Here is a 25178-nt window from a genome sequence, read left to right on the forward strand (position 1 = left end):
CACCGGCTCGGCGGCATCAGCGCAGGTCAGACGTATTGTCAGTCCTCGGGTGCAAGATAGATGCATGGTCAGCGATCCCCAGCGAGCCCTGGACGGCTTCTCCCCAGCGACCCGTGACTGGTTCACGGGTGCCTTTTCCGCGCCCACCGCGGCGCAGGCAGGCGCGTGGCAGGCCATCCACGAGGGCTCGGACGTGCTGGTCGTGGCCCCCACCGGTTCCGGCAAGACGCTGGCCGCGTTCCTCGCCGCCCTGGACCAGCTGGCCGCCACGCCCCCGCCGGCCGACCCGAAGAAGCGCTGCCGCGTCCTGTACGTCTCCCCGCTGAAGGCTCTCGCCGTGGACGTGGAGCGCAATCTGCGCAGCCCGCTGACCGGCATCCGCCAGGAATCCGTCCGTCTCGGCCTGCCCGAGCCGGAGGTCAGGGTCGGCATCCGCTCCGGCGACACCCCGGCGGCGGAGCGGCGGGCGCTGTCGACCCGGCCCCCGGACATCCTGATCACCACGCCCGAGTCGCTGTTCCTCATGCTGACGTCGGCGACCCGCGACGCGCTGACCGGCATCGAGACGGTGATCCTGGACGAGGTGCACGCGGTGGCGGGCACCAAGCGCGGCGCCCATCTCGCACTCAGCCTGGAGCGCCTGGACGAGCTCCTGCCGAAGCCGGCGCGGCGGATCGGCCTGTCCGCGACCGTCCGCCCGGTCGACGAGATCGCGCGCTACCTCTCGCCGAACCGGAAGGTGGAGATCGTCCAGCCGGCGTCGGGCAAGGAGTTCGACCTGTCCGTCGTCGTCCCCGTCGAGGACATGGGCGAACTGGGCGGCTCCCCGGTGACCGACGGCTCCGAAGGCGCGGAGCGCCCCTCGATCTGGCCGCATGTCGAGGAGCGGATCACCGACCTCATCCAGTCGCACCGCTCCACGATCGTGTTCGCCAACTCCCGCCGACTCGCCGAGCGCCTGTGCAACCGCCTGAACGAGATCGCCTACGAGCGGGCCACCGGCGAAACCCTGGACGAGCACCACTCCCCGGCGGAGCTGATGGGCGGTTCCGGCGCCGCCCACGGAGCGCCGCCGGTCATCGCCCGCGCCCACCACGGCTCGGTCTCCAAGGAGCAGCGCGCCCTGGTGGAGGAGGACCTGAAGGCGGGCCGCCTCCCCGCGGTCGTCGCCACCTCCAGCCTCGAGCTGGGCATCGACATGGGCGCGGTGGACCTCGTCGTCCAGGTCGAGTCGCCGCCGTCCGTGGCGTCGGGCCTGCAGCGCGTGGGCCGCGCGGGGCACCAGGTCGGGGCCGTCTCCACGGGAGTGGTCTTCCCGAAGTACCGGGGCGACCTCGTCCAGTCCGCCGTGGTCACCGAGCGCATGCGCACCGGTGCCATCGAGTCCCTCCGCGTCCCGGCGAACCCGCTGGACGTCCTCGCGCAGCAAGTGGTCGCCATGACGGCGATGGACACCTGGCAGTTCGACGACCTCCTCGCGCTGGCCCGCCGGGCCGCTCCCTTCGCGTCGCTGCCCGAGTCGGCGTTCACGGCGGTCCTCGACATGCTCGCCGGCCGCTATCCGTCGGACGCCTTCGCCGAGCTGCGCCCGCGCGTGGTGTGGGACCGGGTCGCCGGCACCATCACCGGCCGGCCGGGTGCCCAGCGCCTCGCGGTCACCTCGGGCGGCACCATCCCCGACCGCGGCCTGTTCGGGGTGTTCCTCGCCGGATCGGACCCGAAGAAGGGCGGCGGCCGGGTCGGCGAGCTGGACGAGGAGATGGTCTACGAGTCCCGTGTCGGCGACGTCTTCACGCTGGGCACCAGCTCGTGGCGCATCGAGGACATCACACGGGATCGCGTGCTGGTCTCCCCCGCTCCGGGTGTGCCGGGACGGCTGCCCTTCTGGAAGGGCGACCAGCTGGGCCGCCCGCTGGAGTTGGGCCGCGCGGTGGGCGCGTTCCTGCGCGAGGTCGGTTCGCTGTCGAAGGAGGACGCCCGGCTCCGCCTGCTCACCGCGGGCCTGGACGCCTGGGCCGCGGACAACGTGCTGTCGTACCTGGACGAGCAGCGCGAGGCATGCGGTCACATCCCGGACGACCGCACGATCGTCGTCGAGCGCTTCCGCGACGAGCTCGGCGACTGGCGTGTGGTCGTGCACTCCCCGTTCGGCGCCCAGGTCCACGCCCCCTGGGCCCTGGCCCTGAGCGCGAAGCTGTCCGAGCGCTACGGCATGGACGCGCAGGTCATGCACGCCGACGACGGCATCGTGCTGCGCCTTCCGGACGCCGATCTCATGGGCCTGGACCTGCTGGACCAGGAGCCCAGGAAGGCCGGCACGGAGTTCGACGCCGACCAGGCGCCCGTCGGCGCTGCGGACGTCGTCTTCGACAAGGGTGACGTCGACCAGGTCGTCACCGACCAGGTCGGCGGCTCGGCGCTGTTCGCGTCCCGCTTCCGCGAGTGCGCCGCGCGCGCCCTGCTCCTGCCGCGCCGCAGCCCCGGCAAGCGCACCCCGCTGTGGCAGCAGCGCCAGCGTGCCGCGCAACTGCTGGAGGTGGCGAGCGAGTTCGGCTCGTTCCCGATCGTGCTGGAGGCGGTCCGCGAATGCCTCCAGGACGTCTTCGACGTTCCCGGCCTCATCGAGCTGATGGGCGACCTGGAGTCCCGCAAGGTGCGGCTCGTCGAGGTCACCACCCCCGAGCCGTCCCCCTTCGCGCGCTCCCTCCTCTTCGGGTACGTCGCCCAGTTCCTGTACGAAGGGGACTCGCCGCTGGCCGAGCGCCGCGCCGCCGCCCTGTCGCTCGACTCGCGGCTGCTGGCCGAGCTGCTCGGGCAGGCGGAGCTGCGCGAGCTGCTGGACGCCGAGGTGCTGACGGAGCTGGAGCGCGAGCTGCAGTGGCTCACCGAGGACCGCCGGATCAAGGACGTCGAGGGCGTCGCCGACCTCCTGCGCGTCCTCGGCCCGCTCACGGACGCCGAGCTGGCCGAGCGCGGCGCGGAGCCGGCGTGGGCGCGGGAGCTGGCCGCTGCCCGCAGGGCCATCAAGGTGCGGATCGGCGGCGCCGACCACTGGGCGGCGATCGAGGACGCGGGCCGCCTGCGCGACGCGCTGGGCACGGCACTGCCCGTGGGTGTCCCGGAGGCTTTCACCGAGCCGGTCAAGGATCCCCTCGGCGACCTCCTCGCGCGCTACGCCCGCACCCACGGACCCTTCACCTCGGCGACGGCGGCGGCCCGTTTCGGCCTGGGGGTGGCGATCACCGACGGCGCGCTGCAGCGGCTGGCGGCGAGCGGACGCGTGGTGCAGGGCGAGTTCCATCCGGCCGGCATCGGCCAGGAGTGGTGCGACGCCACGGTCCTGCGCCGGCTGCGCCGCCGCTCCCTCGCCGCGCTGCGGCACGAGCTGGAGCCGGTGCCGCCGGGTGCGCTCGCCCAGTTCCTGCCGCAGTGGCAGCACATCGGCAAGGGCCACGGCCTGCGCGGGACCGACGGACTGGTCCGCGCCATCGAGCAGTTGCAGGGGGCCTCCGTGCCCGCGTCCGCGCTGGAGAAGCTCGTCCTGCCGTCCCGTGTCGCCGGCTACCAGCCGGCCATGCTCGACGAACTCACGGCCGCCGGTGAGGTCGTGTGGGCGGGGGCGGGCTCACTGCCGGGCAAGGACGGCTGGGTCTCCCTCTACATGGCGGACACCGCCCCCCTGCTGCTGCCGCAGCCCCATCCCCTGGAGCTGACGGCGCTCCACCAGTCGATCCTGGACACCCTGTCCGGCGGCTACGGCCTGTTCTTCCGTCAGATCGCCGACCAGATCCGCGCCACCACCCACCCGGAGGCCACCGACCCGCAGCTCGCGGACGCCCTCTGGGAGCTGGCCTGGTCGGGCCGCCTGACGAACGACACGCTCGCACCGATGCGTTCGCTGCTGGGCTCGGGCCGCACCGCGGGCTCCACGGCCCACCGCGCCAAGCGCACGGTCCCGCGCGGGCGCTACGGTTCGCTGACCGCCGCCGCCCGCACCGCCTCCCGTACCGGCCCGCCGACCGTCGCCGGCCGCTGGTCCCTGCTGCCCGCGCAGGAACCGGACCCGACCGTGCGGGCCCACGCCCTGGCCCGCACCCTTCTGGACCGGCACGGCGTGGTGACGCGCGGCGCGGTCGCCGCGGAGGGCGTCGAGGGCGGCTTCTCGGCGATATACCGCATCCTGGCCGCCTTCGAGGAGAGCGGCCAGGCCCGGCGCGGCTATGTCGTGGAGGGGCTGGGCGCCGCGCAGTTCGCGATGGACGGCGCGGTGGACCGGCTGCGCGCGGTGTCCAACGCCCGCGACCGCGGGGAGGACCTGCCCGGCCCGCCCACACCGGGGGCCGACGGCTCCGGCGGCCTACCGGACGACCCCGACGGCGGCCCGTCCTACGACATCCCCGACCTCGACCACGACTTCCTCGACGCACACCTCGAGCGGCTCAAGCCGGACGAGTACGTCTCCCCCCTGGACCGCGCCGGTGCCGGCCTCCGCCGGGGGCCGAACTCCCCGTGGGGGACCGGCGCCCGCCGCAACCGCCCCACCCCGGCCACCCGGGCCGTCGTCCTCGCGGCGGCCGACCCGGCGAACGCGTACGGCGCCGCCCTCCCCTGGCCCGAGCCGCCCACCGGCGCCGGGCACAAGCCGGGCCGCAAGGCGGGCTCGCTCGTGGTCCTGGTCGACGGGGAGCTCACCCTCTACATGGAGCGCGGCGGGAAGACCCTGCTCGCCTGGCCGTCGGCCCCGGAGACCGAGCCCGCCGACGACCCCCGGCTGCGGGCCGCCGCCGAAGCCCTGGCGGGCGCCGCGGCGGCGGGTTCCCTCGGCACGGTCACGGTGGAGCGGGTGAACGGCGCACAGGCCCTGACGTCTCCCGTGGGCACGCTCCTGGAGGCGGCGGGCTTCATCGCGACGCCCCGAGGGCTCCGCCTCCGTGCCTGATCGCACCGTCAGGGCCGGCCCGGCTCCCCGGCGTGCTCCCCGCCCCTCGTGTCACCCTTGAGACATGCCCGAAGGTGACACGGTCTGGCAATCCGCGAAGCGGCTCCACGCCGCCCTCGCGGGCCGGGTACTGGCCCTGAGCGACTTCCGGGTGCCGAGGTTCGCCACGGTCGACCTGGCGGGCCGCACCGTCCTGGACGTCACGGCGCGGGGCAAGCACCTCCTCACCCGGGTCGAGGGCGGCCTGACGATCCACTCGCATCTCGGCATGGAGGGCTCCTGGCGGATCTCCACCGACGGAGAGCGCTGGGCGGGCGGTCCCGTCCACCAGATCCGGGCGGTCCTGACCACCGCCCCCGCCCCGGACGCGGCCGCCGCCGAGGCGCGCCCGGCCCGCACGGCCGTCGGCTACCGCCTCCCCGTCCTGGAGGTCCTGCGCACCGCCGAGGAGGACACGGTGGTCGGTCACCTCGGCCCCGACCTGCTGGGCCCGGACTGGGACCCGGACCGCGCCCTCGCCAACCTGCTCGCCGATCCCGGCCGTTCGCTCGGCGAGGCCCTGCTGGACCAGCGCAACCTCGCCGGTGTCGGCAATGTCTACAAGAGCGAGATCTGCTTCCTGCTGCGGGTCACCCCCTGGCTGCCGGTCGGCGCGCTGCCCGCCGAGCACACCGCCCAACTGCCCCTGCTCGCCAAGAAGCTGCTGGAGGCCAACCGCGACCGCCCGATCCGCAGGACGACGGGCCTGCGCGGCCAGGACCTCTTCGTCTACGGCCGCGCGAGGCGCGCCTGCGTGCGCTGCGGCACCCGGATCCGCGTGGCGCAGCAGGGCGACGGCTCCCGCGACCGCCCCACCTACTGGTGCCCCCGCTGCCAGGCCGGCCCTGCCCCGACCGGCACGCCCGGCACTCCCCCGCGTCCCGGGGACCGCGACGGCGCCAATAGTTGACGACCCGTCAGATACGCCTCTACGGTCCCCTCATGCCCGTCACGGCGTACGACCTCACCGGCCGCACCGCGTTCGTCACCGGTGCCGCCGGCGGCATCGGCCGCGCCTCGGCCGTCCTGCTCGCCCAGGCCGGTGCCACCGTGCACTGCGCCGACCGCGACAGGCAGGGACTGCACGAGACGGCGGACCTCATCAAGGCGGCCGGCGCCAGCGCCCGCACCCACCACCTGGACGTCACCGACCCCGCGCGGCTGCACCGTGCCGTCGCCTCCTGCGAGCGGCTGGACGTCATGGCGGCGATCGCCGGGATCATGCACAGCAGCCCCGTCCTGGACACCCGTGACGAGGACCTGGACCGGGTGCTGGAGGTCAATTTCAAAGGCGTGCTGTACGCCTGCCAGGAGGCGGCCCGCGCCATGCTCGACCGGGGCGTCGCCGGCAGCATCGTCACGATGGCCTCGGGCGCCGTGGACACCGGGGCGCCCGGCCTTCTCGCGTACGGCGCGGCCAAGGCGGCCGTGGTCCAGCTGACGAAGACCCTCGCAGCGGAGATGGGCCCGCACGGCATCCGCGTGAACGCGGTCGCTCCGGGCTGGATCCGCACCCCCATGACCGACCGGCACGACGACGCCGTACAGGCGCGGGCGGAGTCGTCCATGGCGCGGCTGTCACCGCTGGGCCGGGTCGGCGAACCGGAGGACGTCGCGCACACGGTGCTTCATCTGGCGTCCGACGCCTCGTCGTTCACGACGGGGCAGATCCTGCGTCCGAACGGTGGTGTGGCGATGCCGTGGTAGTGCGCCCCGCGCGCCAGGCCCGCACCCACTTCCGCGCGTCGACGGCCCCGTCCGCCTGACCCTTCGGTTCGCAGTGCACCGGCAGCAGGCTCAGCCCCCAGCCGCCGGCGGCGACGGCCGCCTCCAGCGCTCCCGCGCCCGGTGCGCACATGAGACGCACCACGGCCCACCACCACAGCGCGGAACCCCCGAGAACCACCCCCCAGCGGACTATGGGCCGTGCCATCCGCTCACCTCCAGCCCGGCGCCGCATCGCGCCTTGCGCCACCAGCGGGCGTACACAGCGCAGGCCCTCGTCACCGCGCGTTCATGCGCCGTCACACGTCCACCCTGACCGGCGCGCGGCACCTCGGCAAGCGCGCCCCGACGGCTCACGGAAGCCCGGACAGCACGAAACCCCGACCCGCACTCTCCAGATCCGACTGGAGAAGCCCTGGCCGGGGCCTCACACCACACCTCAGCGCATGGTCAGTTCACGCGCACCGGTGGCACCGTCACGCGGCGACCACGTCCACCGCTTCGGACGGCGCCTTGATGGTCACCCGTTCCGGTGGCACACCGGTCACCGATACGGAACCCAGCATCGGCCGGACCGATGTGGGTACAGGCTCACTGGGGGTGGCCGCAGCAGACTGAGCCAGCTCGGCAAGGGCGAGCTCGTCGCTCACTTCCCGCATGAGCTCGGACATCCGTACGTCCAGCGCGTCGCAGATCGCGGCGAGCAGCTCGGAGGAAGCCTCCTTCTGCCCCCGCTCCACCTCGGAGAGATAGCCGAGCGAGACTCGGGCGGACGAGGAGACTTCGCGCAGAGTACGGCCCTGGCGCTGGCGCTGCCGACGCAGCACGTCACCCAACAGGCGACGGAGCAGAATCATCGGTGGCTCCCTCCTCGGACCGCGTAGCCGCATCCTTCACGCCCCACCGTACCGCCTTGCGCCGCGGCCGTGCGGGGAGCGATGTCGTGTTCACTCAGGGCTGCAAACATCAAAACCCCCCGTTCCGTTCCGTATCCTGTGCCCGCTCATTCCCACTGTGTTCGTTCGCCAGCTCCCTCAGAAGCAGGGCGAGTACGCTCCGTACACTCTCCATACGAATTTCCGCCCGGCCGCCGTTCAACCGCAGGGCCTCCACTTTTCCGCCACCGGCGGAACCGGAATCCGGACGGACGGGGCCGTCCACGGCCACGAAGACGGTGCCCACGGGCTGTCCGTCCTGCGGATCCGGGCCGGCCACACCGGTCGTGGCGATGCCCCAGTCGGCTCCCAGCGCCTTGCGCACACCGGCCGCCATCTCCGCCGCCACCTGCGCATCCACCGCTCCGCGCCGCTCCAGCACGGTGGCGTCCACGTCGAGCAGCCGGTGCTTGAGGTCGGTGGCGTAGGCCGTCACCGATCCGCGGAAGACCTTCGACGCCCCCGGAATGCCGGTGATGTCCGCCGCGACCAGGCCGCCGGTCAGCGACTCGGCGACGGCAAGCGTCTCGCCCTTCACCGTGAGTAGTCGCACGACGTCCGCGGCGCGAGAGTTCACGCTTCCGTCTCCTCCAACGCTGCCCTGCGCTCCGCGATTCCCTGCCGCCGCAGCACAATGGCCTGTCTCACATAGTCGAGTCCGGTCACCACCGTCAACACGACGGCAGCCGCCATCACCCACCAGCGCAGCGTCGCCAGCCACCCCGTCAGCGCCAGGATGTACATACCGACGGCCACGCCCTGCGTGAGCGTCTTCAGCTTGCCACCGCGGCTCGCCGGGATGACGCCGTACCGGATGACGATGAAACGCAGCAGGGTGATCCCGAGTTCCCGGCCGAGGATGACGCCCGTGACCCACCACGGCAGATCGCCGAGCCCGGACAGACAGATGAGGGCCGCTCCCATGATCGCCTTGTCGGCGATGGGGTCGGCGATCTTGCCGAAGTCGGTGACCAGGTTGTAGGCGCGGGCCAGATGCCCGTCGAACAGGTCGGTGATCATGGCGATGGCGAAAGCCGCCCAGGCGAACGAGCGCCAGGCGGGGTCGTAACCGCCGTCCGCCAGCATCAGGGCGACGAATGCCGGCACCAGGACCAGCCGGAGCATGGTCAGCAGATTGGCGATGTTCCAGATGCTCGCCTGGTTGACGGCCGCGGCCGCGATCTTGGCGCCCCGCGCGGGCCGGCCGTCGCCCTCGGCACCCTGGCCGCCCGCGGGCCGGGCCACACCCGGCTGGGACGCACCTGTCGCGTTCGCCTTCCCCGTCGTACCCACCGCGCTCACCTTGCCCGTCGCACCCGCCGGGGAGGGGCCGCCCGCGGCGGACGCCGGAACTCCGGTCATCTGCCCGCCTCCTCACTACACGCGAACGTGCCCTGGAGGGGTTCGGCCACCAGATCGACGCCTTCGGTGCCGACCACCTTCGCCTCGACCATACGACCGATACTCAGGCCCGCGCCGCTCGTGAGCAGCACTTGGCCGTCCGTCTCCGGCGCCTGGTGCGCACCGCGCCCGTACACGCCGTCCTCGTCGACGGACTCGACCAGCACGTGCACCGTCTCGCCGAGGCGCTCCTCGGCCCGCTGCGACACCAGCTCCTCGGCGAGCCGGGACACCCTGGCGAGCCGCTCGGCGACGACGTCCTCGGGCAGCTTGCCGTCGTAGGTCGCGGCCTCGGTGCCCTCCTCGTCGGAGTAGCCGAAGACGCCGATCGCGTCGAGCCGGGCCCCGTTCAGGAAGCGCTCCAGCTCGGCGAGGTCGGCCTCGGTCTCGCCGGGGAAGCCCACGATGAAGTTGGAGCGCACCCCCGCCTGGGGCGCCTTGCCGCGGATGGTGTCCAGCAGCTCCAGGAAGCGGTCGGTGTCGCCGAAGCGGCGCATCGCGCGCAGCACGGCGGGCGCGGAGTGCTGGAAGGAGAGGTCGAAGTAGGGGGCGACCTTCGGCGTCGACGTCAGGACGTCGATCAGACCGGGCCGCATCTCGGCCGGCTGCAGATAGCTGACGCGGACCCGCTCGAGGCCGTCGACCTCGGCGAGCTCGGGCAGCAGGGACTCCAGCAGCCGGATGTCACCCAGGTCCTTGCCGTACGACGTGTTGTTCTCGGAGACCAGCATGATCTCCTTGACACCCTGCTCGGCCAGCCACCGCGTCTCGTTCAGCACGTCGCTCGGCCGGCGCGAGATGAAGGAGCCGCGGAAGGACGGGATGGCGCAGAAGGTGCAGCGCCGGTCGCAGCCGGAGGCGAGCTTCACCGAGGCGACGGGGGCGCCGTCGAGGCGGCGGCGCAGCGGCGCCCGCGGCCCGGAGGCCGGAGCGAGCCCTTCCGGAAGATCGGCGGGGGCGTGCCCGGGCAGCGCGACCCCGGCCGCGGACTCCTGCCGCTCGGCCGGGCTGATCGGCAGCAGCTTGCGCCGGTCCCGCGGGGTGTGCGCGGCGTGGATGCCGCCGGACAGGATGGTCTGGAGGCGGTCGGAGATGTCCGCGTAGTCGTCGAAGCCGAGCACGCCGTCGGCCTCGGGAAGGGCCTCGGCGAGGTCCTTGCCGTACCGCTCGGCCATGCAGCCCACGGCCACGACGGCCTGGGTTCTCCCGTGGCCCTTGAGATCATTGGCCTCCAGGAGGGCGTCGACGGAGTCCTTCTTGGCAGCGTCGACGAAGCCACAGGTGTTGACGACGGCGACGTCCGCGTCGGCGGCGTCCTCCACGAGGTCCCAGCCGTCCGCCTCCAAGCGGCCTGCGAGCTCCTCCGAGTCCACCTCGTTGCGGGCGCAGCCAAGAGTGACGAGTGCGACGGTACGGCGTTCAGGCATGGGCTCAAGACTACTTTGTCTCACTGACAGCCCATGTCGACGGGGTTGGCCGATCCCGGCCGACCCCGTCCACGGCTCACCCCGTCGTCCGGACCTATCCGGCCTGCGGGTCGCCCTTGGTGTAGCTCAGGCGCTCCACGGCGCCCGGCCGCCAGTCGTCCTCGATCTTCTTGCCGTTGACGTACAGGTCGATCGCTCCGGCGTCGCCGAGGACCAGGTTGATCTTCTCGCTGTCCTGGAAGGTCTTGCTGTCGCCCTGCTTGAGGAGGCCGTCGAAGAGCAGCCGGCCGTTGTGGTCCTTGACGGCCACCCAGCTGCGTCCGTCGGCGGCACTGACCTGCACGGTCACCTTGTCCTGCGGGACGGCGGCGATGGCGCTGTCGGAGGGCTCGGGCTCGGGGTCCTTCGGTTTGTCGGTCTTGGGGGTCGCCGCGCTCTTGTCGGCCGACGGCGTCGAGCCGCCCTCGGCGACGGCGGACTTCCCGCCCTCGTCGTCGCCGCCCTTGAAGGCGGTGAAGCCGACGAACCCGATCACGGCGACGATCGCGGCGACCATGGCCGCGGTCCAGTTCGGCCCGCGGCGCTCGGGACGGATGCGCTCCGCCTCGAACAGGGGGGCCGCCGGGGTGGGCGCCGGCCGTCCGCCGTGGGACGCGTCGTACTGGGCGAGCAGCGGGGCCGGATCGAGGTGGACGGCCTTGGCCACGGTCCGGATGTGGCCACGGGCGTACACGTCGCCACCACAGGGGGTGAAGTCGTCCGCCTCGATGGCCTGCACGATGGCGATGCGGACCCGGGTGGCGGTACTGACGTCGTCGACGGTCAACCCGGCGTCGAGACGGGCCTGCCGCAGGGCATGCCCGATCGAGGGCCGGGAGTCGTCGGACTCGTCGTCGAACGGACGCTCGTCTTCAGGGGAGTTGCCGATGGACACGGGGGCGCCTTTCGAGCGTTGAGCCACCTGTGCTGGAGGTTCAGTCTAGGGGGGCGACAAAAGGGTGAGGCAAGCGGGCGGTGGGACTTTGTACGCCATCGGTAGGGCCCGACACGCCGATGGCGGCCAAGAGTTTGTCGTTTCGCTCAACTTGACGTACGTCGAAGGGAAACGGTTGCTCAATGATCCCCTACGGGTGAGTCACGATCAGGCATCGACTCATCGCCTACCCGGCCCGCTCGCCACCAAGGGTCCGCTTTTCCGCCGGGGGCACATTCAAGCCTCCCCGCGGATCACCGCGAGCACACCGTCCAGCTCCTCGGCCTTGACGAGGACGTCACGCGCCTTCGATCCCTCGCTCGGTCCCACGATGCCGCGCGACTCCATGAGGTCCATCAGGCGCCCCGCCTTGGCGAACCCGACCCGCAGCTTGCGCTGGAGCATGGACGTCGAGCCGAACTGCGTGGACACCACCAGTTCCGCCGCCTGGCACAGCAGGTCGAGGTCGTCGCCGATCTCCTCGTCGATCTCCTTCTTCTGCTTCGTCCCGACGACCACGTCGTCCCGGAAGACGGGTGCCATCTGGTCCTTGCAGTGCCGGACGACCGCCGCGACCTCCTCCTCGGTCACGAACGCGCCCTGCATCCGGGTCGGCTTGTTCGCGCCCATGGGCAGGAACAGGCCGTCGCCCTTGCCGATCAGCTTCTCGGCGCCCGGCTGGTCGAGGATGACCCGGGAGTCGGCGAGCGAGGAGGTGGCGAAGGCCAGCCGCGAGGGCACGTTCGCCTTGATCAGACCGGTGACGACGTCGACCGACGGCCGCTGGGTGGCGAGCACCAGATGGATGCCGGCCGCGCGCGCGAGCTGCGTGATGCGGACGATGGAGTCCTCCACGTCCCGCGGCGCGACCATCATCAGGTCGGCGAGCTCGTCCACGATGACCAGCAGGTACGGGTAGGGCTGGAGCTCCCGCTCGCTGCCCTCCGGGGCCTTCGCCTTGCCGCTGCGGACGGCCTCGTTGAAGTCGTCGATGTGCCGGTAGCCGTAGGCCGCCAGGTCGTCGTACCGCAGGTCCATCTCGCGGACGACCCACTGGAGCGCCTCGGCGGCCCGCTTCGGGTTGGTGATGATCGGCGTGATCAGGTGCGGAATGCCCTCGTACGCGGTCAGCTCGACGCGCTTGGGGTCGACCAGGACCATGCGGACGTCCTCCGGGGTCGCCCGCATCATGATCGAGGTGATCAGGCAGTTGATGCAGGACGACTTGCCGGAGCCGGTCGCACCGGCGACCAGGACGTGCGGCATCTTGGCGATGTTCGCCATGACGTAGCCGCCCTCGACGTCCTTGCCGAGCGCGACCAGCATCGGGTGGTCGTCCTCGGCGGCGGCGGCGAGCCGCAGCACGTCACCGAGGTTCACCATCTCGCGGTCCGTGTTGGGGATCTCGATGCCGACCGCGGACTTGCCGGGGATCGGGCTGATGATCCGTACGTCGGGGCTGGCGACGGCGTAGGCGATGTTCTTCGTGAGCGCGGTGATGCGCTCGACCTTGACGGCCGGCCCCAGCTCGACCTCGTAGCGCGTGACCGTCGGCCCGCGCGTGAAGCCGGTGACCCGGGCGTCGACCTTGAACTCGGTGAAGACGGTGGTGAGCGACGCGACGACGGCGTCGTTGGCGGCACTGCGCGACTTGCCGGGACCGCCGCGTTCGAGCAGGTCCAGCGACGGCAGCGCGTAGGTGATGTCACCGGAGAGCTGCAGTTGCTCCGCGCGCGGGGGCAGATCGCGGATCTCGTCGGGTACGGGCGCGGCCTTGGTGAGATCGGGGACCTCGGTCTTGGTGAGACCGGCGGCCTTCGGCCTGGGCAGCCGGTCCTGCTGGGGCCGCGCCGCAGGGACGGGCGTCGGCACGGGCGTGGTGTCCTCGCGGTCGCCCACGCTGACGCCCTGGGTGAGGTCGGCGACGATCGGCGAGGGCGGCATGCCGTGCATCACGGCGCCGTCGAGCGCGGCCGCGGCGGCCGCGGCGACGTCCACAGCGTCCATGGGACGGTCCATCTCGGGCTGGGGCACCGCAGAGCGCCTGGGACGCCCGCGACGGCGCGAGAAGGCCTCCTGCTCGGCTCCTTCGGGGTCGTACGCCTCGGGGGACCGGGTCCGCCTGCGCCCGCGCGCGGCGGGCAGCGCCTCACGCCACTGCTCGTCGTAGCGCTCGTCGTCCTCGGGGTAGTCCTCGTCGTCCTCCGGATCGGGCAGCAGGCCCAGCTTCACGCCGAGCAGCCGCAGCCGCTGCGGGATCGCGTTGACCGGGGTGGCCGTGACCACCAGCAGACCGAAGACCGTCAGCAGCACGAGCATCGGTACGGCCAGGACCTCGCCCATGGTGTACGTCAGCGGAGTCGCCGCGCCCCAGCCGATGAGCCCGCCGGCGTCCCTTATGGCCTGCATGCCGGCGCTGCGGGCCGGCGATCCGACCGCGATGTGGACCTGGCCGAGCACGCCGAGGACGAGCGCGGACAGGCCGATGACGATACGGCCGTTGGCCTCGGGCTTCTCGGGGTGCCGGATGAACCGCACGGCGACGACCGCGAGCAGGATCGGCGCCAGCAGGTCGAGCCGGCCGAAGGCGCCGGTCACGATGATCTCGACGAGGTCCCCGACGGGGCCGCGCAGGTTGGACCAGGTCCCGGCGGCGACGATCAGGGAGAGGCCGAGCAGCAGCAGGGCGACGCCGTCCTTGCGGTGGGCGGGGTCGAGGTTCTTCGCGCCCTGCCCTACCCCGCGGAACACCGCGCCGACGGCGTGCGCGAGCCCGAGCCAGATCGCGCGCACGAACCGGTACACGCCCCCGGTGGGGCTGGGCGCCGGCTTGGGCGGGGGCGCGACTTTGCGGGCCGCGGCCTTCTTCGCCGGCGCCTTCTTCGCGGGGGCTTTCCTGGCGGCGGCCTTCTTCGCCGGAGCCTTCGCCGAAGCGGCCGCCTTGTTCGCGGGCGGCTTCTTGGCTGCGGAGGAACGTGAGGCCATGGAGGTGAGGTTACCGGTGGAGGAGACAGTGGACACGTGTGCCCACCGCTTCACCCGTTCGTGTCGCCCGTGCGGAGGCCGTGAACTGACGCCGACTCACACATCGGGACATAGCGCCGCCCGGTCACCAACCGGGGCCGCCCCGCGCTCAGTTCTGCGAGGACACCGACGACGCGTTGCCGGCGCCCGGCTCCAGCGCGTCCAGCGCCCGCCGCAGACCCGTGAGTTTGCGTTCGAGATGGGCCGCCGTGGCCACCGCGGCCGCGTCGGCCGAGTCGTCGTCGAGCTGCTTCGAGAGCGCCTCGGCCTGCTCCTCGACGGCGGCCAGGCGCGCCGACAGCTCGGCGAGCAGCCCGGCGGGCTCCTTGGACTCGGCGCCGGCGGCCTTCCCGCCACCGCCCTCCAACTGGAGCCGCAGCAGTGCCGCCTGCTCGCGCAGCTGGCAGTTCTTCATGTACAGCTCGACGAACACCGAGACCTTCGCCCGCAGCACCCACGGGTCGAACGGCTTCGAGATGTAGTCCACCGCGCCCGCCGCGTATCCGCGGAAAGTGTGATGCGGACCGTGGTTGATCGCGGTGAGGAAGATGATCGGGATGTCCCGGGTCCGCTCCCGTCGCTTGATGTGCGCCGCGGTTTCGAAACCGTCCATTCCCGGCATCTGGACGTCCAGCAGAATGACCGCGAAGTCGTCCGTCAGCAGCGCTTTGAGCGCTTCCTCCCCGGACGATGCCCGCACCAGGGTCTGATCGAGCGCAGAGAGGATCGCCTCCAGCGCCAGCAGATTCTCCGGCCGGTCATCGACCAGGAGGATCTTGGCCTTCTGCACCATGGCCCGCCCTCCTCGCCCCGGCAGTGCACCGGGCTCCGCCCCAGGGGACGGCTCCCTTACGCCGCCCGCCCTCGTGCCGGTCATGGTAGCCGCACCCCGCCTGTCGCCACACCCTGTCACCACGATGTCACTGTGCACGTAGCAGAAACGTAGCGGGAGACGTGAAGGTTCCCCGAATCCCGCACTTCTACACAGCTTCGAGCACCCTGAGTCAACAAAATCCCGGCACGCCCGTCCGCCCCCGTCACTGCTCCCTCATCCACTGGTGCATCACCGTGAGCAGATGATCGGGGTCCACCGGCTTGGTCACGTAGTCGGAGGCGCCCGACTCGATCGCCTTCTCCCGGTCGCCCTTCATCGCCTTCGCGGTGAGCGCGATGATCGGCAGCCCGGCGAACTGCGGCATCCGGCGGATCGCCGTGGTCGTCGCGTACCCGTCCATCTCGGGCATCATGATGTCCATCAGGACGACGGCCACGTCGTCGTGCTGCTCCAGGACCTCGATGCCCTCCCGGCCGTTCTCCGCGTACAGCACGGACAGGCCGTGCTGCTCCAGCACGCTGGTCAGCGCGAAGACGTTGCGGATGTCGTCGTCGACGATCAGCACCTTCTCGCCCCCGAAGCGGATGCCCCGCCGGGCCCGGGCGGCCGCGGCCTCGTCGGTGCCCGCCGGCCGCAGCTCCGGCTGGGCGGGCCGCTGCTCCAGCTCCGCGGCCCGGCGCCGGCGCCGGAAGAGCGCGGCGGCTCCGTTCTGCGTCTCCCGGTACGACCGGACCTCGGCCGGCGTCTCGATCTCGGCATCGGACAGCTCCGACAGATCGGCCGCCGACGCCACCAGGTCACCCGGGTCCAGCGGCGGCAGCTGCTGCTGATACCCCTGCGGAGGCAGTTCGCTGGGGTGCAGAGGCAAATACAGCGTGAACGTCGAACCGCGCCCCGGCTCGCTCTGCGCGTGGATCTCACCGCCGAGCAGCTGGGCGATCTCCCGCGAGATCGACAGCCCCAGACCCGTACCGCCGTACTTGCGGCTCGTGGTGCCGTCCGCCTGCTTGAACGCCTCGAAGATCACCCGCATCTTGCTCGCGGCGATCCCGATGCCGGTGTCGGTCACCGAGAACGCGATCAGCGGGGCGTCGGCCTCGGCCAGCGACCCGGCCTCCAGCAGCTGCTCCCGGATCGACTGCGGCACGTCCGAGCCCGCGGGCCGGATGACCAGCTCGACCGATCCGGAGTCGGTGAACTTCACCGCGTTGGACAGCAGGTTCCGCAGCACCTGGAGCAGGCGCTGCTCGTCGGTGTGCAGGGTGGCCGGCAGCTCGGGCGAGACCCGCACGGACAGGTCCAGGCCCTTCTCCGCGGTCAGCGGCCGGAACGTGGCCTCGACGTAGTCCACCAGCTGCACCAGCGCGATCCGCGTCGGCGAGACGTCCATCTTGCCCGCCTCGACCTTCGACAGGTCCAGGATGTCGTTGATCAGCTGCAGCAGGTCGGAACCGGCCCCGTGGATGGTCTCGGCGAACTCGACCTGCTTCGGGGAGAGGTTCCCCTCGGCGTTGTCGGCGAGCAGCTTCGCCAGGATCAGCAGCGAGTTGAGCGGCGTGCGCAGCTCGTGCGACATGTTGGCGAGGAACTCGCTCTTGTAGCGCATCGACACCGCGAGCTGCTCGGCGCGCTCCTCCAGCACCTGCCGCGCCTCCTCGATCTCGGTGTTCTTCACCTCGATGTCGCGGTTCTGCTGGGCCAGCAGCTCGGCCTTCTCCTCCAGTTCGGCGTTGGACGCCTGGAGGGCCTTCTGCCGGTTCTCCAACTCGGCCGACCGCTCGCGCAGTTGCTCGGTCAGCTCCTGCGACTGGCGCAGCAGCACCTCGGTCTTGGTGTTGACCGAGATGGTGTTGACGCTGGTCGCGATCATCTCGGCGATCTGGTTGAGGAAGTCCTTCTGGATGTGCGTGAACGGGGTGAAGGAGGCCAGCTCGATCACGCCGAGCACCTTGCCCTCGAACAGCACCGGCAGCACGATCACCTGCGCGGGCGGCGCCTCACCGAGCCCGGAGGAGATCTTCAGATAGCCGCTGGGCGCGTTCTCCACCAGGATCGTGCGCTTCTCCAGGGCGGCCGTCCCGATCAGCCCCTCGCCCGGCCGGAACGACGTCGGCATCGACCCCATCGAGTAGGCGTACGACCCCAGCATCCGCAGTTCGTACTGGTCCTCGCCCTCGGCGCTGATGTCCTTGCCGTCCACCAGCGGCATCGCCAGGAAGAACGCGCCGTGCTGCGCGGACACCACCGGCGTCAGCTCGCTCATGATCAGCGAGGCCACGTCCTCCAGGTCCCGGCGGCCCTGCATCAGCGCCGAGATCCTGGCCAGGTTGCCCTTGAGCCAGTCCTGCTCCTTGTTGGCGATCGTGGTGTCGCGCAGGTTGGCGATCATCTTGTTGATGTAGTCCTGGAGCTCCTGGATCTCGCCGGACGCGTCGACGTCGATCTTCAGGTTCAGGTCGCCGCGGGTCACCGCGGTCGCCACGCGCGCGATGGCGCGCACCTGCCGGGTGAGGTTCCCGGCCATCTCGTTCACGGACTCGGTGAGGTCCCGCCAGGTGCCGTCGACGTCCCGCACGCGTGCCTGGCCGCCGAGCTGCCCCTCGGTGCCCACCTCGCGGGCGACGCGGGTGACCTCCTCCGCGAACGACGACAGCTGGTCGACCATGGTGTTGATCGTGGTCTTGAGCTCCAGGATCTCGCCCCGGGCGTCGATGTCGATCTTCTTCGTCAGGTCGCCCTTCGCGATGGCGGTCGTGACCATGGCGATGTTGCGGACCTGACCGGTCAGGTTCGACGCCATCTGGTTCACGGACTCGGTGAGGTCCTTCCAGGTGCCGGACACTCCCGGCACATGCGCCTGACCGCCCAGGATGCCGTCCGTACCCACCTCACGGGCCACCTTGGTGACCTGATCGGCGAACGAACTCAGCGTCTTCACCATCGTGTTGAACGTGTCCGCGAGCTGCGCGACCTCGCCGCGCGCCTCGATCGTCACCGTCCGCGTCAGATCGCCGTTGGCGACGGCGGCGGCGACCTGCGAGATGTTGCGCACCTGCATGGTGAGGTTCTTCGCCATCAGGTTCACATTGCCGCTGAGGTCCTTCCAGATGCCCGTGACCCCCGGGACGTGCGCCTGACCGCCCAGGATGCCCTCGGTACCCACCTCACGGGCCACCCGCGTCACCTGCTCGGCGAACGACGACAGCTGATCGACCATCGTGTTGACGGTCGTCACCAGTTCGAGGATCTCGCCCTTGGCGTCGACGGTGATCTTCTTGGACAGGTCGCCCTTGGCGACCGCCGTCGTGACCTCGGCGATCTGGCGCACCTGGATGGTCAGGTTGTTCGCCATGAAGTTCACGGACTGGGTGAGGTCCTTCCAGGTACCGGAGACCCCCTGCACCTCGGCCTGACCACCCAGCTCGCCCTCGGTGCCCACCTCACGGGCGACCCTGGTGACCTCCTCCGCGAACGACGACAGCTGGTCCACCATCGTGTTCAGCGTGTTCTTCAGCTCCAGGATCTCCCCGCGCGCGTCCACGGTGATCTTCTGCGAGAGGTCACCGCGCGCCACCGCCGTCGCGACCTGCGCGATGTTGCGCACCTGGGCGGTGAGGTTGCCGGCCATGCCGTTCACGGAGTCCGTGAGGTCCCGCCACACACCGGCGACGCCGGGCACCTGCGCCTGGCCGCCGAGCCGGCCCTCGGTGCCCACCTCACGGGCCACCCGGGTCACCTGGTCGGCGAAGCCGGAGAGCTGGTCGACCATCGTGTTGATGGTGTTCTTCAGTTCGAGGATCTCCCCGCGCGCGTCGACGTCGATCTTCTGCGACAGGTCACCGCGCGCCACCGCCGTCGTCACCTGGGCGATCTGCCGCACCTGGGACGTCAGGTTGCCGGCCATGAAGTTGACGGAGTCGGTGAGCTCCTTCCAGGTTCCCGACACCCCCGGTACGACGGCCTGACCGCCCAGGCGGCCCTCCGTGCCCACGTCCCGGGCCATCCGCGTCACCTGGTCGGCGAACGACGAGAGCTGGTCCACCATCGTGTTCACGGTGTTCTTCAGCTGGAGCATCTCGCCGGACACGTCCACGGTGACCTTCTGCGACAGGTCGCCGTTGGCCACCGCCGTCGTCACCTGCGCGATGTTCCTCACCTGTCCCGTGAGGTTCCTGAACGCCGTGTTGACGGAGTCCGTGAGGTCCTTCCACGTGCCCGCGGCCCCCGGCACCTGCGCCTGGCCGCCGAGCTCACCCTCGACACCGACCTCCCGGGCGACCCGGGTCACCTCGCTGCCGAACGACGACAGCTGATCGACCATGCCGTTGACGGTGTTCTTCAGCTCCAGCATCTCGCCGGCCACGTCGACCGTGACCTTCTGCGAGAGGTCACCACTGGCCACCGCGGTCGTGACCGCCGCGATGTCCCTCACCTGAATGGTCAGATTCCGGAACACCGTGTTGACGGAGTCCGTCAGGTCCTTCCAGGTGCCGGCCGCACCCGGCACATTCGCCTGACCGCCCAGCTGGCCCTCCGCGCCGACCTCGTTGGCCACCCGCGTGACCTCGTCCGCGAAGATCCGCAGCGTCTCGGTCATCTGGTTGATGGTGTCCGCGAGCTGGGCCACCTCGCCCCGTGCCGACACCGTCACCTTCTGCGACAGGTCACCGTTGGCGACCGCCGTCGTCACCTGTGAGATACCGCGCACCTGGGCCGTCAGGTTGCCGGCCATCAGGTTCACCGAATCGGTGAGGTCCTTCCACACACCGGCCACACCGGGCACCTGCGCCTGACCGCCCAGCTCACCCTCGGTGCCCACCTCGCGGGCGACGCGCGTCACCTCGGACGAGAACGACGACAGCTGGTCCACCATCGTGTTGACGGTGTTCTTCAGCTCCAGCATCTCGCCGGCCACGTGCACCGTGACCTTGCGCGACAGATCGCCCTTGGCGACCGCCGTCGTCACCAGCGCGATGTCCCGCACCTGAGCGGTCAGCCGGTACGCCATCGTGTTGACGGAGTCCGTCAGGTCCTTCCAGGAACCCGACATGCCCCGCACCCGGGCCTGCCCACCGAGCTTGCCCTCGGTGCCCACCTCGCTGGCCACCCGCGTGACCTCGTCGGTGAACGTCGACAACTGGTCGACGAGGTTGTTGACGGTACGGCCGACCTTCAGGAACTCGCCCCGCAGCGGATGCCCCGTGCCGTCCGGGGCCTGCGTCCGCAGCTCCATCCGCGGCGACAGATCACCCTCGGCCACCGCCGACAGCACCCGCCCGACCTCGGACACCGGTCGCACCAGGTCGTCCACCAGGGCGTTCGAGTTGTCGATCGCGGCCGCCCAGGAGCCCTCACAGGCCCCGGTCTCCAGCCGCTCGGTCAGCTTGCCCTCCCGGCCGACCATCCGGCGCACCCGCGCCAGCTCACCCGTGAGGTGCAGATTCCGGTCGGCCACCTCGTTGAAGACGGCCGCGATCTCCGACATCACGCCGTCCCCGGACACCGTGAGCCGCTTGCGGAAGTTCCCGTCGCGCATCGACACCAAGGCCGCCAGCAGCCGGTTCAGGGCCGCCGTGTCCACGGCGGTGGTACCGCCGCGACTCTTGCGTTCGTTCTTCAGGGACTGTCCGCCTTTCGCGCGCGTCTGAGTGCCCCGCGTCGCTGCGCCAGACTCCACTGTGTCCCTCCCGCAGGGGTCGACCATCACTGTCGTGCTCGGTGCTGCTGCTTGCGCGTACCCGTTGTCCACCGGGGGTCCGCCCGGACGAACGGGGCCGCACCACGGGCTGCTGCCCGCCGGACGCGCCCCACACTCGGCCTGCCCGGACCTTCACCGGAAGCCTGCCCAGTGTTTCACCCCGGCTGAACCCGGCCATAACAGTTCGGCAGCTTCGCACATCGTCCGCACACCCCCCGGACGGAAACACTGCAGACCGGCATCCGCAGGGACCGCGAAGGTAAGTAACCTTGCATGCGGCTGTCCAGCCGCGCCGGTCCGTCCGGCCTGGGCGGTGGCAGGAGGAGCACGAGCGGGCAAACGGAGGGGCAGCCGGACATGACCACCGGACTGATTCCGGGGGCACCGACCCCGGAGGGGCCGACGGGCGGACAGATGCCGCACCAGCGGCACGACCCGGCCGGCCGCGAAGCCCTGCATGTCGACGACCGGACGAGGAGTTCAGTGATCACCGCGCGCGCGGCAGCCAGCTTCGAGCCCGTCGGGCGGTCCGTCGCGAGCGCCCGCTCCTTCGTCCGCGACACCCTGCAGGGCTGGGGCTTCGCCGACATCGTCGACGACGCCGTGGTCCTCACCAGCGAACTGGTGACGAACGCCGTCGTCCACGCGGGCACCTCCGCGGACGTCCTGTGCCTGCGCAGCGAGGACGGCGTACGGATCGAAGTGGCCGACCACTACCCGGAACGGGAGATCCCGCTCCAGGGCTCGCCCGTCAACATGGGCAGCCCCGACCGCGAGGGAGGCCGTGGCCTCCAGCTCTGCGCGGCGCTCGCGGGCCGCTGGGGCGTCGACTACTCCCCCACCCACAAACAGGTCTGGTTCCAGCTCGACCTGCCCGAGCGCCCCGTCGGCACCCGCGCCGCCGGACCGTCGCTCCCCCTCGACCTCCTCCCGCTCGCCGACGGCCGCGTCCGCGTCGCCGTGGTCCAGATCGACCGGACCGGCGCCATCTCCTCGTGGAACGAGGACGCCGAGGACCTCTTCGGCTACGCGGCGGAGCAGGTCGTCGGCAAGCCCCTCACCGACTTCGCGGCCTGGCCGCACACCCCCGGCACAAGCACCGGCATCGCCGAGGCCCTCCAGCTCTCCCGTTGGGAGGGCAGCTACGGCATAAGGGGCGCCGACGGCCGCGTCATTCCGGTGTACGCCTCCCACCTGCGCGTCCGCGACACCGACGGCGAGCCCTCCACGGTCTGCCTCCTGGTCCGCAACCACGAGCGCGCCGTCCTCCAGACACCCGTGCGCGTGCCGGCCGGCGACTCCGCCTCCGAGTCCTCGAGCAGCGACCCGTTCGAGGTGTTCATCGGCTCCCCCGCCCCGGACGACCTCGACGGCCTGCTCCAGCGCACCGTGGAACGCGCCCGCGACATGCTCGACGGCGACTCGGCCTTCCTGCTGCTCGCCACCGACGACGAGACCGAACTGGAGGTCCGCGCCTCCACCGGCCTGCCCTCCGCCCGCCAGCGCTTCGCCCGCGTCCCGGTCGAGGCCGGCCCCGGCCGCTACGGCTCCGCCCGGATGCCGGCGGTCCACGAGGACCTCACGATGGTGCCCGGCGCCGTCCCCCTGCTGCGCGGCACCGGCATGCGCTCGGTCGTCACCGTCCCCCTCAAGGTCGAGGGCCGCCTCACGGGCTCCCTCGGCGTCGCCGCGGAGGGACCCGGCCGGTACACCAACGAGGAGGCCCTGCGGCTCCAGTTCGCCGCCGACCGCATCGCCCTGGCCGTCGAGTCCGCCCGCCTCGGCGAACTCGAACGGCTGCGCCGGGGCTCCCTCAGCTTCCTCGTGGAGGCGTCCGACCTGCTGGCCGGCACCCTGGACCGCGACCAGACGCTGGCGCTCATGGCCCAGATGACGGTCCCCACCCTCGCCACCTGGTGCGCCGTCTACACGATCGCCGACCAGGCCTCGGAGCCGTACCTGTCGTACGTCCTGCACGAGGACGAGGAACTCATCGACGGCATCAAGTCGTTGCTGTCGAAGATCTCCCCGCCGGACCCGGTACCCACCCCGGGCGCCCGCATCTGGTCGGCTCCCGCCGAATCGGCGCACCAGGCCGCCCTGCGCACCTCCATGCGCAGCCTCGGTCTCGGCGAGCCGGTCGGCCGCGTCAGCGCGGGTATCGGCCCCACGCTCGCCACGGCCTCCGCGGTGGGCGGCGAGACCGTCGTCCTGCCGCTCGTCGCCCGCAACCGCGTCATCGGCATGCTGACCCTCGGCAAGCCGACCGACGAGCACTTCCGCCAGGAGATCCTCGAACTCGCCGAGGACCTGAGCCGACGGGCGGCCCTCGCCCTGGACAACGCCCGCCTCTACTCCGAGCGCACGGCCATCAGCCAGTCCCTGCAGCGCAGCCTCCTGCCGCCGGAGCTGCCCGAGATCGACGGCGTGGAGGTCGAGGTCATCTACCGCGCCGCCGGCGAGGGCAACGAGGTCGGCGGCGACTTCTACGACCTCTTCCCCATCAGCGACGGCGCCTACGGCTTCGCCATCGGCGACGTCTGCGGCACGGGCCCCAACGCCGCCGCGGTCACCGGCCTCGCCCGGCACGCCCTGCGGCTCCTCGCCCGTGAGGGTCTCAGCGGCCCCGCCGTCCTGGAGCGCCTGAACTCCGCCATCCTCGACGAGGGAGCCCGCAGCCGCTTCCTGACCCTCCTCTACGGCGAGATGAGGCCGCAGGAGGACGGCAGCGCGGAGCTGAAGGTGGTCTGCGCCGGCCACCCGCTCCCCCTCCGCCTGCGCCAGGACGGCACCGTCGAACCGGCCGCCGAACCCCAGCCTCTCCTGGGGGTCATGGAGGACCTGGAGCTCTACGAGCAGACGGTCACCCTCGACCCGGGCGACGTCCTGCTGTGCGTGACCGACGGTGTCACCGAACGCCGCGAAGGCACCCGCATGCTGGGCGACGACGGTCTCGCCGACGTCCTGACCACCTGCACGGGCCTGACGGCCGGCGCGGTCGCGGCCCGCATCATGCGCGCGGTCGAACGCTTCGCCTCCGACGCCCCGTCCGACGACATGGCGATCCTGGCCATGCGGGTTCCGGAAGTCCACCAGGACTGAGAGAAGACGGAAAAAGGGCATGAAAAAGGCCCCGCCCGAAGGGGCGGGGCCTTTTCTGTGGAGCCCCCAAACGGAATCGAACCGTTGACCTTCTCCTTACCATGGAGACGCTCTACCGACTGAGCTATAGGGGCCGGCTGCCTTGCGGGGTTTCCCTCGCGGCAACGAAAGAGATCGTACCCTGAACGCGCCCGTGCTCCCAAATTCCGTCAGAAGGCGGGCTGGAGCAGTCCGCCGAGCGCGTTGCAGGCCGACACCACGCGCTGCAACTCCCGCTTGGTGAGGGCGGCGTCGACGGGCAGCGCCAGTGTCTCGTCGGCGGCCCGCTCGGTCTCCGGCAGGGACACGCACCGCCGGTACTCGGGCAGCCGATGCACCGGCGTCTTCACCGGCACGCGGCACTCAACTCCCTTGAGCCGCAGAGCCCGTGCGAACGCGTCCCGGTCGGGCCGCCCGTTCCCGGGCACCCGCACCACGTACTGCTGGTAGGTGTGCCCGTCACCGCCGTCGGGCACCAGCACACCCTTCAACTTGGCGTCCAAATAGGCCGCCCGCTGACGGCGCTGCGCGACCTCGTCGTACGGCACCTCGGACTCGCCCTGCTCCAGCACCAGCAGCCCATGCCGTCGCCCGACGGCCCGCAGCCGCGGCACATCGGCCACCCGCCCGAAGCGGTGTACGGCGACGACAGCGGCCGTCCGCGGACCGAGGACCGCGTCCACGGCGGCGGCGTCCAGGCAGTACGTCACCGGGTCTATGTCGGCGAACACGGGCAGCGCACCCGCGAGGACCACGGCCTCGGCCACCTCGACGTTCCCGAAGGCCGGTACGACGACCTCGTCACCGACCCCTATGCCGGCGGCCCGGAGCATTGCAGCAGTACCCATGCCATGGATCGTGTGCTCGACACGTGAACGACAGATGACGCACAACAAAAAAGGGCTGGACCCGAAACCTAAGTTTCGGGTCCAGCCCTCTAAGTATTGTTCGGCGGTGTCCTACTCTCCCACAGGGTCCCCCCTGCAGTACCATCGGCGCTGTAAGGCTTAGCTTCCGGGTTCGGAATGTAACCGGGCGTTT

General features: G+C 71.3%; 14 protein-coding genes, 1 tRNA gene and 1 rRNA gene. 4 read left to right on the forward strand and 12 right to left on the reverse strand.

Annotated elements, in window-relative coordinates:
* Positions 1 to 64: 64 nt before the first annotated feature.
* From ACFRAC_RS17795 to ACFRAC_RS17805, 3 genes are all read left to right on the forward strand, one after another.
* Positions 65 to 4939: an ATP-dependent helicase gene (locus tag ACFRAC_RS17795; protein WP_382924815.1), complete on the forward strand. Its 4875-nt coding sequence runs from the start codon at positions 65 to 67 to the stop codon at positions 4937 to 4939.
* A 64-nt stretch (positions 4940 to 5003) separates the two neighbouring features.
* Complete coding sequence (locus tag ACFRAC_RS17800) at positions 5004 to 5888, forward strand: DNA-formamidopyrimidine glycosylase family protein (RefSeq protein WP_382924816.1); 885 nt, start codon at positions 5004 to 5006, stop codon at positions 5886 to 5888.
* A gap of 32 nt (positions 5889 to 5920) precedes the next feature.
* A complete protein-coding gene (locus ACFRAC_RS17805) occupies positions 5921 to 6685 on the forward strand; it encodes an SDR family NAD(P)-dependent oxidoreductase (RefSeq protein ID WP_382924817.1) in 765 nt (254 codons plus the stop codon).
* On the opposite strand, the gene ACFRAC_RS17810 is transcribed toward ACFRAC_RS17805, so the two are convergent.
* From ACFRAC_RS17810 to ACFRAC_RS17850, 9 genes are all read right to left on the reverse strand, one after another.
* Entirely contained in the window at positions 6633 to 6911 is a 279-nt protein-coding gene (locus ACFRAC_RS17810; protein WP_382924818.1) for a hypothetical protein, read from the reverse strand. The genes ACFRAC_RS17805 and ACFRAC_RS17810 overlap by 53 nt on opposite strands.
* 268 nt (positions 6912 to 7179) lie before the next feature.
* Entirely contained in the window at positions 7180 to 7560 is a 381-nt protein-coding gene (locus ACFRAC_RS17815) for a helix-turn-helix domain-containing protein (protein ID WP_019756312.1), read from the reverse strand.
* 109 nt (positions 7561 to 7669) lie between these two features.
* A complete protein-coding gene (locus ACFRAC_RS17820) occupies positions 7670 to 8215 on the reverse strand; it encodes a CinA family protein (protein ID WP_382924819.1) in 546 nt (181 codons plus the stop codon).
* Positions 8212 to 9000, reverse strand: coding sequence for a CDP-diacylglycerol--glycerol-3-phosphate 3-phosphatidyltransferase (gene pgsA / locus ACFRAC_RS17825; RefSeq protein ID WP_382924820.1), 789 nt, complete (start codon positions 8998 to 9000; stop codon positions 8212 to 8214). The genes ACFRAC_RS17820 and pgsA overlap by 4 nt, the downstream gene beginning before the upstream one ends.
* Complete coding sequence (rimO, locus tag ACFRAC_RS17830; protein WP_382924821.1) at positions 8997 to 10466, reverse strand: 30S ribosomal protein S12 methylthiotransferase RimO; 1470 nt, start codon at positions 10464 to 10466, stop codon at positions 8997 to 8999. Before rimO ends, pgsA begins: the two co-directional genes overlap by 4 nt.
* 94 nt (positions 10467 to 10560) lie before the next feature.
* Positions 10561 to 11400, reverse strand: a complete 840-nt coding sequence (locus ACFRAC_RS17835) for a helix-turn-helix domain-containing protein (protein WP_382924822.1) — start codon at positions 11398 to 11400, stop codon at positions 10561 to 10563.
* A gap of 276 nt (positions 11401 to 11676) precedes the next feature.
* Complete coding sequence (locus ACFRAC_RS17840; protein ID WP_382924823.1) at positions 11677 to 14424, reverse strand: DNA translocase FtsK; 2748 nt, start codon at positions 14422 to 14424, stop codon at positions 11677 to 11679.
* A gap of 148 nt (positions 14425 to 14572) precedes the next feature.
* A complete protein-coding gene (locus ACFRAC_RS17845; RefSeq protein ID WP_361346303.1) occupies positions 14573 to 15256 on the reverse strand; it encodes a response regulator in 684 nt (227 codons plus the stop codon).
* A gap of 244 nt (positions 15257 to 15500) precedes the next feature.
* The gene (locus ACFRAC_RS17850; RefSeq protein ID WP_382924824.1) at positions 15501 to 20975 is read right to left on the reverse strand and encodes a HAMP domain-containing protein; all 5475 of its coding nucleotides are present in this window, start codon (positions 20973 to 20975) and stop codon (positions 15501 to 15503) included.
* Between the two features lie 378 nt (positions 20976 to 21353).
* Here ACFRAC_RS17850 and ACFRAC_RS17855 point away from each other — a divergent pair, with 378 nt between their 5' ends.
* Positions 21354 to 24098: a SpoIIE family protein phosphatase gene (locus tag ACFRAC_RS17855; RefSeq protein WP_382924825.1), complete on the forward strand. Its 2745-nt coding sequence runs from the start codon at positions 21354 to 21356 to the stop codon at positions 24096 to 24098.
* Positions 24099 to 24156: 58 nt separating this feature from the next.
* On the opposite strand, the gene ACFRAC_RS17860 is transcribed toward ACFRAC_RS17855, so the two are convergent.
* The 3 genes from ACFRAC_RS17860 to rrf all read right to left on the reverse strand — a co-directional run.
* Positions 24157 to 24232 (reverse strand) — tRNA-Thr (locus ACFRAC_RS17860).
* Positions 24233 to 24307: 75 nt separating this feature from the next.
* Positions 24308 to 24970, reverse strand: coding sequence for a DegT/DnrJ/EryC1/StrS family aminotransferase (locus ACFRAC_RS17865; protein ID WP_382924829.1), 663 nt, complete (start codon positions 24968 to 24970; stop codon positions 24308 to 24310).
* Positions 24971 to 25083: 113 nt separating this feature from the next.
* Positions 25084 to 25178, reverse strand: a 5S ribosomal RNA gene (gene rrf, locus ACFRAC_RS17870); the annotation flags it as partial.

This window comes from Streptomyces sp. NPDC056628 (assembly GCF_042792555.1).
In the GTDB taxonomy this organism is placed as follows: Bacteria; Actinomycetota; Actinomycetes; order Streptomycetales; family Streptomycetaceae; genus Streptomyces.

Coding starts and splice junctions, on each gene's coding strand:
- ACFRAC_RS17795 (WP_382924815.1), top strand. CDS start 65: ATGGTCAGCGATCCCCAGCGAGCCCTGGACGGCTTCTCCCCAGCGACC.
- ACFRAC_RS17800 (WP_382924816.1), top strand. CDS start 5,004: ATGCCCGAAGGTGACACGGTCTGGCAATCCGCGAAGCGGCTCCACGCC.
- ACFRAC_RS17805 (WP_382924817.1), top strand. CDS start 5,921: ATGCCCGTCACGGCGTACGACCTCACCGGCCGCACCGCGTTCGTCACC.
- ACFRAC_RS17810 (WP_382924818.1), bottom strand. CDS start 6,911: ATGGCACGGCCCATAGTCCGCTGGGGGGTGGTTCTCGGGGGTTCCGCG.
- ACFRAC_RS17815 (WP_019756312.1), bottom strand. CDS start 7,560: ATGATTCTGCTCCGTCGCCTGTTGGGTGACGTGCTGCGTCGGCAGCGC.
- pgsA (WP_382924820.1), bottom strand. CDS start 9,000: ATGACCGGAGTTCCGGCGTCCGCCGCGGGCGGCCCCTCCCCGGCGGGT.
- rimO (WP_382924821.1), bottom strand. CDS start 10,466: ATGCCTGAACGCCGTACCGTCGCACTCGTCACTCTTGGCTGCGCCCGC.
- ACFRAC_RS17840 (WP_382924823.1), bottom strand. CDS start 14,424: ATGGCCTCACGTTCCTCCGCAGCCAAGAAGCCGCCCGCGAACAAGGCG.
- ACFRAC_RS17845 (WP_361346303.1), bottom strand. CDS start 15,256: ATGGTGCAGAAGGCCAAGATCCTCCTGGTCGATGACCGGCCGGAGAAT.
- ACFRAC_RS17855 (WP_382924825.1), top strand. CDS start 21,354: ATGACCACCGGACTGATTCCGGGGGCACCGACCCCGGAGGGGCCGACG.
- ACFRAC_RS17865 (WP_382924829.1), bottom strand. CDS start 24,970: ATGCTCCGGGCCGCCGGCATAGGGGTCGGTGACGAGGTCGTCGTACCG.